At 32.8% G+C, this 14,011-nt stretch carries 9 protein-coding genes and 1 tRNA gene; 5 read left to right on the top strand and 5 right to left on the bottom strand.

Features of this window, described 5'->3' with window-relative positions; all coding sequences use genetic code 11:
* Positions 1 to 83: 83 nt before the first annotated feature.
* Entirely contained in the window at positions 84 to 1,484 is a 1,401-nt protein-coding gene (locus LXH21_RS10345) for a type III PLP-dependent enzyme domain-containing protein (RefSeq protein WP_239865483.1), read from the bottom strand.
* A 294-nt stretch (positions 1,485 to 1,778) separates the two neighbouring features.
* Complete coding sequence (gene aroB / locus LXH21_RS10340; protein WP_239865482.1) at positions 1,779 to 2,858, bottom strand: 3-dehydroquinate synthase; 1,080 nt, start codon at positions 2,856 to 2,858, stop codon at positions 1,779 to 1,781.
* 211 nt (positions 2,859 to 3,069) lie between these two features.
* On the opposite strand from aroB, the gene LXH21_RS10335 reads away from it, so the two are divergent.
* Positions 3,070 to 4,236, top strand: coding sequence for a proline dehydrogenase family protein (locus LXH21_RS10335; protein ID WP_239865481.1), 1,167 nt, complete (start codon positions 3,070 to 3,072; stop codon positions 4,234 to 4,236).
* Between the two features lie 57 nt (positions 4,237 to 4,293).
* On the opposite strand, the gene LXH21_RS10330 is transcribed toward LXH21_RS10335, so the two are convergent.
* A complete protein-coding gene (locus tag LXH21_RS10330) occupies positions 4,294 to 6,084 on the bottom strand; it encodes an ABC transporter ATP-binding protein (protein WP_239865480.1) in 1,791 nt (596 codons plus the stop codon).
* A 203-nt stretch (positions 6,085 to 6,287) separates the two neighbouring features.
* Between LXH21_RS10330 and LXH21_RS10325 the strand changes: the two genes are divergently transcribed.
* Positions 6,288 to 6,362: transfer RNA gene (locus LXH21_RS10325), tRNA-Val, on the top strand.
* A 210-nt stretch (positions 6,363 to 6,572) separates the two neighbouring features.
* Here the strand turns inward: LXH21_RS10325 and LXH21_RS10320 are convergent.
* A complete protein-coding gene (locus LXH21_RS10320; protein WP_239865479.1) occupies positions 6,573 to 7,649 on the bottom strand; it encodes a calcium:proton antiporter in 1,077 nt (358 codons plus the stop codon).
* Between the two features lie 287 nt (positions 7,650 to 7,936).
* The gene (locus LXH21_RS10315) at positions 7,937 to 8,926 is read right to left on the bottom strand and encodes a helix-turn-helix domain-containing protein (protein WP_239865478.1); all 990 of its coding nucleotides are present in this window, start codon (positions 8,924 to 8,926) and stop codon (positions 7,937 to 7,939) included.
* A gap of 108 nt (positions 8,927 to 9,034) precedes the next feature.
* On the opposite strand from LXH21_RS10315, the gene LXH21_RS10310 reads away from it, so the two are divergent.
* The 3 genes from LXH21_RS10310 to LXH21_RS10300 all read left to right on the top strand — a co-directional run bounded on the left by LXH21_RS10310 (position 9,035) and on the right by LXH21_RS10300 (position 13,815).
* Positions 9,035 to 11,425, top strand: a complete 2,391-nt coding sequence (locus tag LXH21_RS10310; protein WP_239865477.1) for a TonB-dependent receptor — start codon at positions 9,035 to 9,037, stop codon at positions 11,423 to 11,425.
* 88 nt (positions 11,426 to 11,513) lie between these two features.
* Positions 11,514 to 12,668 carry a PepSY-associated TM helix domain-containing protein gene (locus LXH21_RS10305; RefSeq protein ID WP_239865475.1) on the top strand — a complete coding sequence of 385 codons (1,155 nt, stop codon included), beginning with the start codon at positions 11,514 to 11,516 and terminating at the stop codon, positions 12,666 to 12,668.
* A 52-nt stretch (positions 12,669 to 12,720) separates the two neighbouring features.
* The gene (locus LXH21_RS10300; RefSeq protein ID WP_239865473.1) at positions 12,721 to 13,815 is read left to right on the top strand and encodes an alpha/beta hydrolase; all 1,095 of its coding nucleotides are present in this window, start codon (positions 12,721 to 12,723) and stop codon (positions 13,813 to 13,815) included.
* Positions 13,816 to 14,011: the final 196 nt, after the last annotated feature.

Here is a 14,011-nt window from a genome sequence, read left to right as displayed (position 1 = left end):
AAGATATTTTGAATCCATTTTTTTGAAACAGATTACAGTTTCAAAAGTAAAGATTTTTTTAAATTAACTATTATTTATTTGAATTATTTTGCGGTGTAACCCAAAATTTTTAGAACGTCCTCAGAAGTTTGTTGTTCAGAGAAAACTTCGGTCGCTATAATGCCGTTCTCATCTCTATCTATCAGAATATGTTTAGGTTGCGGAATCAAACAGTGGTGCAACCCACCATAACCACCAATTGTTTCTTGGTAAGCTCCTGTATTAAAAAAACCAATATATAAAGGTTTTTCCTTGTTGTATTTAGGCAAATAAATAGCATTCATATTTTGCTCTGAGTTGTAATAATCATCACTATCACAAGTCATTCCTCCCAATAACACTCGCTCGTAGGTTTCATTCCAGCGATTTACTGCTAGCATGATAAAACGCTTGTTTATTGCCCATGTATCTGGCAAAGTTGTGATAAAAGAAGAGTCAATCATGTTCCACTTCTCTCTATCATTTTGTTGCTTTTGGTACAGTACTTGGTAAATTGCTCCACCACTTTCTCCTACTGTAAAAGATCCAAATTCTGTAAAGATATTAGGGACATCTACTTCAGCTTCATCACAAGCGATTTTAATTTGATTGATTATTTCGTCAATCATATATTGGTAATCGTATTCAAAAGCCAATGAGTTTTTGATGGGAAATCCTCCACCAATATTCAAACCATCTAAAGTTGGACACTCTTTTTTTAATGCAATATATACTTTGATACATTTCACTAACTCATTCCAGTAATAGGCAGTATCATTGATACCTGTATTAATGAAAAAGTGCAACATTTTCAATTCTAACTTATCGTTTTCTTGAATCTGTTTTTTGTAGAACTGCACAATATTTTTGTATCCAATTCCTAGTCTAGAAGTATAAAATTCAAATTTTGGTTCCTCTTCTGCAGCAATACGAATTCCGATTTTGAACTTACCTTTTATTTCGGCTTGCAACAGATCTAGCTCTTCATAATTGTCAATAATAGGAATAGTATTTTTATGACCATTATTGATCAAACGAGCAATATTATCAATGTATTGATCTCTTTTGAAACCGTTACATATTACATAAGTGCTTTTATTTATTTTACCATTTTGCAACAGATTCTCTACGATATTAATGTCAAATGCAGAGGAAGTTTCAATGTGAATGTTATTCTTGAAAGCTTCGTTCATAATGTATTCAAAATGAGAACTTTTGGTGCAATAGCAATAATAATACTTTGCCTCATATTTGTTTTTCTCCATCGACTTACGAAACCAGTTTTTGGCTTTGTTAATATTGTTGGAAATTTGAGGTAAATAAGTGAATTTTAACGGTGTTCCATACTGTTCCACTAATTTCATCAAATCGATATTATGAAACTGAAGATTGTCTTTATTTAATGTAAATTCTTCTTGTGGGAAATAGTATGTTTGATTTATTAAGTCAGAATATTTAGTATTCATTTTAGTTTTTTTGTTTTAGGAATGATTTAATTATTGTCATTTAAATTATTCTAAAATTCAAACTCTAATGTTAGCGTAAATAATCTGAAGCTTTTCATTCTCTGTTTTTAAAAATGGAAATATATCAAAAATGAAATTACTGCTGCTAGGATAAAAGCGCTTCAAAAGATTCAAAAAGGATCTGTTTTTTGAGCGGTTACTAGAAGTGTTTTTTCTTTGTTTTTGATTCGTTTTCATTGTCGCAAATGTAAAAAATAATATAGACGTAATCCAATCCTTTTTGCTAAAAAAAAATTAAGATTGATAATCATTAAATGCTTTAAGAATCAATTCATTTTCAACTGTTTGGTTGATGATTATTTTTCCTATTCCGTCAATTAAAGCAAACTGAATCGTTCCGTATTCATTTTTTTTGTCATGAATCAATAATTCAAGGATTGGTTCAATATCATTTTCTTCAAAAGTTATGTTTTGATAGATTGATTTTAGGGTTGATTTTATCTGCGTAAATTCTTCCATATTAATCAAGTTCTTATTCAAAGAAATATAACTTTCTAGAATCATACCTACGGCAATTGCTTCACCGTGAAGTAAGGTAGTTTTGTTTTCGTTTTCTAAGAAATAACTTTCGATAGCATGTCCTAATGTGTGACCAAAATTTAATGCTTTTCGAATATTTTTCTCAGTCGGATCTTGCGTTACAATTTCATTTTTAATTTCGACAGAACGAAAAATCAATTCATCTAATTGAGAGAAGTTGATTGAACGGATGTTTAAAAATTGTTCCCAGTAATTTTTGTCATAAATTAATCCGTGTTTTAACATCTCTGCCAATCCTGAACGCATTTCATTTTGAGGTACTGTCTCTAGATATTCAGTATCAACGATTACCATCTTTGGTAAATTGAAAACACCAATTTGGTTTTTAAGATTCCCAAGATCAACTCCATTTTTCCCACCTACAGATGCATCTACCATAGATAATAAGGTTGTAGGGATGTTAATAAAATCGACACCTCTTTTAAATGTTGAAGCGACAAAGCCTCCTAAATCTGTCACTACGCCACCACCAAGGTTGATAACTAACGTTTTTCTATCTCCACCTAAGTCCGTTAATACGTTCCAGATTTGTACACAAGTTTCAATATTTTTATTAACCTCTCCAGCTTCAAATTCTACAATTTCGATTGTCAAGTCCGTTTCTAGAAGAGGAAGAAATTTTGGTAAACAATGTTCATTAGTATTGGCATCAACGATAATAAATAAATTAGAATACTTATTTTCTTTTAAGTGCAAATTTAAAGCTTCATAACCTTTTGAATTAAAATGAATAGGATGGTCAACAGCTTGTATGGTATAAGATTGTAAAGACATAATTATTTTATGATTTTCAAAATGAATTTGATTTTATTTCGATTTTTCGAAAAATAGAAAGAAGTATTTCAACTCTTCAGAAAGTTTTGCAAATCTACATTTTTTTTGATTTTATTCGGGTAATTTTTTCTCTAAAAACAAATAAGTTATTCTAGTATAAAGCCCAGGATATTGTTCTAATTCCTTATTTTAGTATAAAAAATTTTAGTCAATGGAAGACATTTTTAAAAATACGCAGGTTGCATTTGCTTTGAAAAGTGATACGGAATTGGAGAGAGCATACTTTTTATTTAAAATGATAGCGAATGAGCCACTCGTACGCATAGGAACCGCAGTTACTAATTTTGCATTAAAAGCTCATTTGCCAGTTGAAGGGTTGATAAGAGCAACAGTTTTTGATCATTTTTGTGGTGGTGTAAACGAGCAAGATTGTCTTAAAGTTGTCGATAAAATGTTTACCAAAGGCGTTTCATCTGTCTTGGATTTTTCTGTCGAAGGGAAAGAAGAGGAGGAACAATTTGAAGCTGCGACGAGTATGATTATTAAAACAATCACATTTGGTAAGGAAAAAGAAGCTATTCCGTTTGCCGTATTTAAACCAACAGGAGTGGGGCGCTTTATATTATTCGAAAAAATAAGTGCGGCAGAAACTTTGACAGATGGAGAACAGAAAGAGTGGAATAGGGTAGAAGCTCGTTTTGATTTGATCTGCAAGGCCGCTTATGATGCTGACGTCTCCTTATTAATTGATGCAGAAGAAAGCTGGATGCAGAAAGCAGCTGATGACTTGGTTCTAAAAATGATGCGAAAGTATAATCATGTGAAAGCAATCGTTTTTAATACTTTGCAAATGTACCGTTGGGATCGTTATGAGTATCTAAAAGTCATAAGGGAGATTGCAAATGATGAGGGTTTCTATATTGGTATAAAATTGGTGAGAGGTGCATACTTAGAGAAAGAGAATAAGCGCGCTCTAAAACATAATTATCGATCTCCTATTTGTAAAAGCAAAGAAGAAACTGATGAAAATTTTAATACAACAGCTGCTTACCTTTTTGAAAATAGAGAGAATATTGCAGCATTTTTTGGAACACACAATGAACAAAGTTGTTTGTTGCTAGTGGCTCTTATGAAACAAAAAGCAATATCGGCAAATGATAGTAGTGTGTGGTTTGGACAATTGTATGGAATGAGTGATAATATAAGTTATAACTTGGCTGAGCAGGGTTATAATGTTGCAAAATATTTACCTTTTGGACCTGTGAAAGACGTGATGCCTTATTTGATTCGTCGTGCTGAAGAGAATACTTCTGTAGCTGGGCAAACGAGCAGAGAACTCCAATTAATAAATCAAGAAAGAGAAAGAAGAAAAAGATAAGACAAAAAAAGCGCTACCAATTGTGATTAGTAGCGCTTATCTATAAATAAAAAAAAATTAAGAATTGCTAAATTGTAGGTTACTTAAATTTTTGTAAATACCATTTTCAAGATTTATTAAATCCTGGTGTGTTCCTTGTTCAGCTATTATTCCGTTGTCAAGAACTAAAATTTGATCAGCAGAACGAATAGTGGATAATCTATGAGCAATAATAATACTAGTTCTTCCTTGCATCAAGATTTCAAGGGCTTCTTGTACTAATTTTTCGCTCTCACTATCGAGAGAAGAAGTAGCTTCGTCTAAAATTAAAATACTTGGATTCTTTAAAAGTGCACGAGCGATTGCGATACGCTGCCTTTGACCACCCGATAGTTTATTTCCTCTTTCTCCAACGATAGTTTCGAATTTTTCAGGAAAACCTTCGATAAAATTAAATGCATTGGCTTGTTGGGCAGCAGCCATAATCTCCTCATTGGTTGCTGTTGGTTTTCCGTAAGCGATGTTTTCTCTAATGGTTCCTCCAAAAAGGATTACATCTTGTGGAACGATACTCATATTTCCTCTTAGCTCTTCTAGATTGTAATCGTAAATGTTTTTTCCGTCGATTATAATCTCTCCACTTTCAATATCGTAAAAACGTAATAATAGTGAAGCTATAGTTGACTTTCCGGCACCACTAGGGCCGACAACTGCAATTTTTTGTCCAAATTCGGCATTGAAGTTTACATTCTTTAATACCTTAATTTCTTTACGAGAAGGGTAACTAAAAGCTACATTTTTAAAGCTTACCGTTCCTTTAATTTTTTGAACTAAATTTACATTCGGAGTGGTATTTATGGCTTCTGGTACCTCATCTAATAATTCAAAAACACGCTCTGTAGCACCTACAGCTTTTTGAATTTGTGCATACATTTCGGCAATTCCTCCAAAAGAAGCTCCGATAAAAGTAGTATATAGGATGAATGATATTAAATCACCCACTCCTTCAACTTCTCCTTTTATGGTCAGTGTAATTCCGTACCATACTACAGCTACAACGCACCCAAACAAACATAATATAATGAAAGAGGCAAAATACCCTCTGTATTGCCCACCTTTGATGGCAATGGCAACAATTTCTTTTATTTTGTTTTTATAACGTTCTAGTTCGTACCATTCGTTTGCAAAAGACTTGACATTTGTTATTCCTTGCAAGGTCTCTTCAACAATGACTTGACTCTCGGCCACTTTATCTTGAGTCATTTTTCCATATTTTCGAATGAAACGACCAAAAATTACAGCTGCCACAGCTACAACAGGAACTATGCAAAGCATCATGATGGTTAGGTTTGGACTTATACTTCCTAAAATTATAAAACCACCAATGATTAAAATAAATTGTCTTAGAAATTCGGCTATAGTAGTTGTCAGCGTATCTTGTAATTGAGAGATATCTGCACTGATGCGGCTGTTTAATTCTCCCACACGCTTTTGTGAGAAGAACGACATGGGTAATTTTATCAAATTTTCATACAATGCAAATCGGATATTTGATAAAGTGTTCTCTGTGAAATTAACAAATAGTGAGATTCTGAAAAATGAGAATATAGCTTGAAGCACTAATATACCTAATAATCCCAATGCGATCTCGTTGGCTTTATTCAGATCTTTACTAGTAACACAATCGACCAACATTCCCATTAACTTAGGAAAAGCTAATGCTGTAGCACTTGTTAGTAGTAGAAAGACCAATCCTAGGAAAAATTTCCATTTCTGATTTTTAGAGTATTTAAATATTCGTAATGCTTTTTGAAGAGAACTAGTATTTAGTTTTGCTTTGGGTAAATCATTTTCTTTAAAACGAGCCATTGATTATATTTTTGTACAAATGTACTATATATAGTTAGTAGAAAAAAAAACTATTCTTGTAACAATAACTTAATTGGTTGTTATTGAGGAGTAAAGAAAAAAAGGTTAATTTTTTATTCATTTTTTTTGAAAAAGTGCTTGTAAATACAAAATCTCGTCTTATATTTGCACACGCAATCACACGATAGCAGCCTAGTAAAATAGGGCGATTAGCTCAGCTGGTTCAGAGCACCTCGTTTACACCGAGGGGGTCGGGGGTTCGAACCCCTCATCGCCCACAAAACTTCAACAGAAATGTTGGAGTTTTTTTTTGCTCTTTATTTTTCTGCAATCAAGTGCAAAATTTGGGATCTAAGCAAAAGGTTGGATAATCTGAATAAGAAAAAATCAATTTTCTGAACTCCTCTGAATTGATTCACGAACTTTTTTATTTGGATCAGGAACAAAAATTCTCACGAAGTTTTGATCCTGATCCAATTTATATACTATTAAGGATATATCATTAGAAATATAAAAGCAAATAGATTAACCAAAAGTACCACACCATATACAACATTTGATTTCCCTTTGCTCAAGGACAACATAACTGTAAACACAGATAGCCCTAGTAAAACGATCGATTTAATATCGAGGCCCAAAATAATTGGCATATCCATTATGATACAAACTGCTGCAACGCTTGGAATTGTTAAACCTATACTTGCTAGGGCCGAACCCAAAGCTAGATTCAAACTCGTCTGAAGTCTGTTTTTTCTTGCTGCTATAATAGCTGCAATTGCTTCTGGGAGTAAAATTATGGCTGCAATAACAACTCCTACTAAACTTTTTGGGAGACTGTAACCCACAATAATACTTTCGATAGTAGGGGATAACGTTTTTGCAAGTAGGACTACAATTCCCAAACTTATTATAAGAAAGATAAGACTTGTGTAGAACGTCTTATTATTAATTTCGATAGGTTTCACTAGTGCTTCATTTTCATCGTCTCCAATAGTTAGAAAATATTGCCTGTACCTTGTTGTTTGAGCAAATAGAAAAGTACCATAAATTACAAGACAGGCTCCTGATGCAAATATAAGTTGTGGAATAGAATAGTAAGAGCCTTTGACGCTTTCAGTAAAAGTAGGAAACACTAATGTAAAGACGATAATGGATACTAGCGACACTAATGCTATAGTTACAGAAGAGGTGGAGAAATTTTGTTCATAATGTTTTAAACCTCCAATTAATAGGCAAAGTCCAATAATACCATTTATAATTAGCATTGTAGCAGCGTATACAGTATCTCTTGCCAATGAAGCTGCTTCAGTACCATCTGAAAGCATTAATGATACAATTATGGATACCTCGATTACAGTTATGGAAATAGCTAAGATAATGGTACCGTAAGGTTCTCCAACTCTTTCTGCTATTATTTCTGAATGATGTACAGCGGTCATAACACTAATGACCAATAATATACTGGCTGCAACTTGAAAAAAGCTGGAAGTATTTATGAGCCCGCTAAAGAATAGCGCCCAAGCTAATAAGGGTATAATAATCGTCCATTGTAAAATTTTTTTCATGTTTTTTTTTTATTTAAATACTAATTTCTTACTCGTGTGTATCACCAAAATCAAAATAATCTTTAATTTTTTCTAATTTAAAATTTTTATTTCTATTGAAGTCATCAAATACATGACTTTAAGTTTAATTTAATAAAATTTCGACGCCATAGGTAAAAAATTATTTAGACAAAGCTAAATAGATTTGTAGTTTGCTTACGATTAATGCAGGCGAAGAAGTGTTTTAGTGGAAGCAGTCGGGTAGAGGTTGTTGTTTATCTTTCTGTAGCTATAGAATTTATAAAAATCTACTTTTTTAATTTACTAGGCAGATATCCCATTATTTTCTTGAAGGCAACTGTAAAATGTTGTGGATTTTTATAGTCTAATTCTTCTGCAACTTGAGCAATAGAAAAACCTTCATCGGCAATTAACTGTTTTGCATAATCCATCCTAATTGCTGCTAAATAATTAAAAACAGTTTTATTAAAAACAATTTTAAAGTTCTTTTTTACCTTATAATCATTAAGACCAACCTCTGATGCAATGCTGGCAAGCGAGTGTTTTTCCTTAAATCTGGTCTTTAAAATTGCTTCTACTTCTAGAATTTTTAGATAGTCACACTGGCTGAGTTCTTCGCTAATTATACTATTTTCTTCTTCATTAATTACAGTAAACAGATAAGCTAATATTTCTACAACTTTCGATTCTAAAAAAGCTTTCTTGATCGCTCCTGAATAAGTACACTGCAGAATATCTTCGATTAAAAAATGTAATTTGGGACAAATGGTTTTACTCTTCTGCCACATTTTATAGGCTTTGTGCTGGGAGATAGCTTCTGCTAGTAGAGGAATTGTTTTATTTAAGTTGGGATAAAACAACTGTTGTAAATAGGATTCGGTAAATGTAATCTCTAATGTTTTACGTTTGGATGTATTATAGTGTAAATGGCCATTAATCACTGGTAAATAAAATAAATTATAATGTCCTTGTGGAATATAGATTCCTATTTCATCCTTATTTTTCGGACAGTATTCATTGTTACCTTCTATTTCGAAATGCAGTTTTACAAATGAAAAAGAGTGTTCTACTTCAATGGTATAATAATCATTTTTAATAGTAAGGTCCCGCATAATAAGGTGAATACCATTAAGCATTATATCATTGATTGTACCAACTACTCCTTTTTGATTAACATCGATTTTCTTATCCACGATCTGTTCGTTATTAAATTGAATAGGATCATTTATAATTATAGTTTCATTCTCAAATATCTCACTTTTCATGATCGTCTTCATATAATCCGTTTTACGTTTATTAAAATACCTATTGCGTTAGCCTCCTTTTTAGATACCTACTAGTTTTGCGTAAAATTATTAATTTTAATTAATCTAAATAAGAATAAAATGTTTTTTATCACAACAAAGTCTAAAAAGGAATATTTGAAAGCCTTTCTCATAACCGTACTCGTGCTAAGTTTGAGTACAACTTCAGTTTTTGCACAAAATAATAGAGGGAGTATAAGGGGGAAGATCACGACTTCTGATCAAAAAGCGGGAGAGGCGGTGACCGTTCATCTTCCTGCATTGGCTAAATCTGTTATTTCAGACGAAAGTGGAATTTTCTTTTTTAACAATATTCCTTCAGGTACCTACGATTTGCAAATTAGTATGGACGGATATAAACCTATCTCTAAGAACGTGCTGGTAAATTCGGGCCAAACATCTGCAGTTTCGATACAGTTAGATTCTTCTCTAAAAGAATTAGAGGAAGTGGTCGTTGTGTCGGGAGCTAAGAAATTTGCAGAGAAGAAAAGTGAATACGTTTCACGACTCCCACTGAGCAATCTTGAAAACCCACAGGTATACACTATAGTTCCAAAAGAACTTTTTCAAGAACAAATTGCTGTCGATTTTAGAAGTACTCTAAATACAGCGCCTGGAATTAGTAATGTTGCACAAAGTGTTGGCTCTGGAGGAGTAGGTTTAAGTGTGCGTATTCGTGGATTTAGCGGAAATGGTAGTTCAGTACGTAACGGAATGAATACCAATTGGGTAACAATGAGTGATCCTTCTAATGTTGAAAGTTTGGAAGTTATTAAGGGACCTTCGGCAACTTTGTTTGGTTCTACCTTGACAACATACGGTGGATTAGTAAATAGAGTTACCAAAAAACCATTTAAAACTACAAAAGGAGAAGTAAGTTACACTACAGGAAGTTGGGCTTTGAGTCGTACAACAATTGATTATAATACAGCATTAAACGATGATAAAACGATGCTATTTAGAGTAAATGCTGCTCTGGATGATCAGAAAACATGGCAGGATTATGGTAAGAGCAAAACTTTTTTTGTAGCACCTTCATTTACCTATTTGGCAAACGATCGCCTAACATTTGATTTTGATGCTGAAATATACAGTGGGAGTAGAAACAGTAGTTATATTGGTCTTGGAAATTTCACACCTTCATCAACGATTAACAGTATCAACGACTTAAATTTCGACTTTAAAAAATCGTATACTTCTGATGATTTACAATCTGAAGCTAAGACGACAAATATTTTTGCTAGAGCTACTTATAAATTGTCAGATCAATGGGTTTCTCAAACTAACTTTTCTAACGCTTACACAGATAACAATGCTAATTATTTATTCCTACTCATAAATAATAACCCTGATGCAACTGCTGCACCTTTGCTACAACGTAGGCTGATGACTATTAACAGTACGTTTAAAACTAGTCAGATTCAGCAAAATTTTACAGGAACATTTAATATAGGAAGTATGAAAAACCGTCTGTTATTAGGATTGGATTATACATACTTAGGAACAAATGATATTAGATTTCTAGTTAATTCATATGATCTTACTGCTGGAAATGATTTAACACCTATAAATGGAGAAGCACCTTTAATCAATATTGAAAAATACCATCAGATGATTGCGGATATGGATGCACCATATCTAGTTAACACTAGGGATTTGAGGACGACAAGTGCTTATGTGTCAAACGTAATTAATTTTACAGATAAATTATTAGCGATGGCAAGTGTTCGTTTTGACCATTATGAAGATCGATCTACTGGTCAAAATCAAAATTTCTTTTCACCAAAAATGGGGGTAGTGTATCAAGTTGTAAAAGACAAAGTATCTCTTTTTGGAAATTATATGAATGGTTTTGCAAATACGGGTGCCGGAGAAGTTCCAGGTGGTGTTATAGTCGAATTTAAACCTGAACAAGCTAATCAGCTAGAAGGTGGAGTAAAAGTAGAATTGTTGGGCGGGAAGTTAAATGGAACTTTAAGTTATTACGACATTAAAGTAAAAGATAAAGTACGTTACGACAACGGATTCCAAATTCAAGATGGTACGCAAAGTAGTAAAGGTTTTGAAGCAGATTTGATCGCAAACCCTTTTAGAGGTTTGCATGTAATCATGGGGTATGGTTATAATGAAAGTGTATATACTTCGGGGGCCGTAAATGGAAATACGCCTTATGGGGCACCTAAAAACGTAGCCAATCTTTGGATGAGTTATAAAATATTGGATGGTAGTGCCAAGGGAATTGGTTTTGGATTTGGTGGTAATACGCAAAGTGATTGTTTTGCCAATGACAATAATAATTTTACCGTTAATGGCTATACAGTTATGGATGCTACAGTTTTTTATGAAAAACCGAAATTTAGAATCGGTCTGAAATTAAACAACATTGCAAATAAGGAATATTGGACCAATGGGTTTTGGTCAACGATGATGCCTACTAGACAGTTGGTAGCCAATGTTACATTTAAGTTTTAAGTTTTAGTTTTTTTTTGCCAAGCGAACAACAGCTTATTGCTTTGTTTGCTTGGTTTTTTTATTTAATAGAATTAAGAATAATGATACCATGAAAATGTTAGAAAAGAAAAAAAAACAAAAAAGTAGTTGGCGTAAAATAAATTCGTGGCTTCATCTGTGGTTAGGATTGTCCTCTGGAATAATTGTATTCATAGTATCTTTATCGGGTGTGTTATTTATTTTTTGCGATGATATTATTGATGGTTTGGCCTATAAATCATTATATGTAGAAAATGTAGAAAAGCAGAAAATGGCTCCAGAAGAAATTTTGAAGTCCTATAAAAAAGAATTTCCAGAAAGAAAAGCTATTTACTTCATAGCATATCGTGATTCTTCACGAACCATCAAACTGGCGTCCTCTACAAAAGAGCGCGATTTGCAATTTTCATGGATAGATCCATATACCGGCAAAGTGTTAGATTCGGGCAAAGCTTATGATTATTTTTACATACTTGCTCATATACATAGCGGAATGATGCCTTTTGGAAAAGCAGGTAATTTGATTGTTGAAATTTCTATATGGATATTTCTTATTGAGTTGATTACTGGTGTAATCCTTTGGTGGCCAAAAAAATGGAATAAAGGTACCAAGAAGCAAAATTTTACTATAAAATGGAAAGCTAGCTTTAAGCGTCTTAATTACGATTTACATAATGTTCCAGGATTTTATAATTTGTTACCTGCATTATTAATAACTATTACGGGACTAATAATTGTAAACAAACCTTTAAATCGTACCACTCAAATGTTATTTGATGGGATGCCAAAAGCTTACAAACATTTACGTGAAATCAAACCAGAATACGATGCCACGAAAACCTTTACACCATTAGGACATGTTGTAGATGATCTATTTTCTAAGAACAAATCAATTAAGCAGGTAAAAATTTCTGTTCCATCAAAAGATAGTATAACTTCTCTTCTTGCTGTTGCGGCTCAAGATATAGGTTTAAAAGGCGTACAAAATGGAAGAAGTTATATCATCAATCGCTATACAGGAAAAGAAATGGAAATTCCAGTGAAGGTGATGAATGGTCTGGCAGTTGATAGTTGGGCAATGAATCTACATATCGGATTTTGGGCAGGTTGGCTAGGAAAATTATTTACTTTATTGGTGGGACTTATATGTACTGCATTGCCTGTCACAGGATTTCTAATTTGGTACGGACGTACTTACAAAAATAAAAATGTGCAACTTAAATAATTAAGGTTCGCAATTGAACAAAAAATATTATTTTACATTAAAATCAAACAGATTGAAAAAAATAGCCCTATTACTCTATACTTTATTTTTTAGCACTGCTGTTCTTTCACAAGGGAATATATCTATTGGTAAGGAACATAAAATTTTTTCGAAAGCATTGAATGAAGAACGTACCGTTTGGGTTTACCTACCGAAAGATTACAATAATGAGAAATTTTCTCCAGCAAAATATCCAGTAGTTTATCTACTAGATGCGGAGAATAGTTTTCATTCTTTCACCGGAATGCAACAGTCATTGGAGCGGGGTCCCTATGCATCGATTCCGCAAATGATTGTGGTCGGCATTACCAATACCAATAGAACAAGAGATTTAACACCTACAAAAGTAGGTATTGCGGACTCCCAAGACAAAAGACAAGATATGTTTCAAGATAGTGGAGGTAATACAAATTTTATACAGTTTTTGGAAAAGGAGCTACGTCCTTACATCGATTCGAATTACAGTAGCTCAGGTTATTCGATTTTGAATGGACACTCTTTTGGAGGACTAACTGCAACTAACATTTTACTGAATCATCCTGATTTGTTTAATGCATATATCATCATAGATCCAAGTCTATGGTGGGACAATGAACTGATGAGTAAACAAGCAGAAGCTTTACAGCCACATAAAGATTTTAAGAACCGAACAGTTTATATGGCAATGGCAAATGAGAGAAAGGCATCAAAAGATGGTTCTACAAGTATGATGAAAAGTATTAGAAAATTTGACTCAATATTAGATTATAAAAAGCCAAAAAACCTGCGGTTGAAACTTCAATTGTATGAAAATGAAAATCATGGAACTATTCCGATTCCCGCAGCGTATGATGGATTGCGATTCATTTTTAGGGAACATCTTATTAATGTTAAGGAAGCGACTCAAAATCCTAGTGTAGTCGAAGAACAATTTAAAAAATTAAGTAAAGACATAGGATTTAATATGTTTCCAACAGAGAATTACCTGAGCTGGATGGCAAATTACTGCATTAGGACAAATCATGTGGATCAGGGAATTACTTTTTTTAAAATTGCTGCAAAACTGTATCCCGAAAGTAATCAGGTAAAAGAAGCACTAGCAAGGGCAATTCATCAAAAAGAAAACTAAATATAATATCAACTATATCAAACTTGGTAGTTCTTTAAACTATAATAAGAGGCAAATTGGACAAAATCTAATTTGTCTCTTTTTTGCTTTGCACAAATAAATAATTCGATTAATAATTTCTCTTAAGATTTTATATTTCAAAAAAAAAAGGAAATATTTCTGTTGATTAAAATTGAAGAAATCCTTTTTTTTCATC

The organism is Flavobacterium algicola (genome assembly GCF_022399565.1).
GTDB lineage: Bacteria > Bacteroidota > Bacteroidia > Flavobacteriales > Flavobacteriaceae > Flavobacterium > Flavobacterium algicola.
The sequence above is the reverse complement of the archived record's forward strand: the minus strand, read 5'-3'. Positions and strand labels throughout refer to the sequence as shown.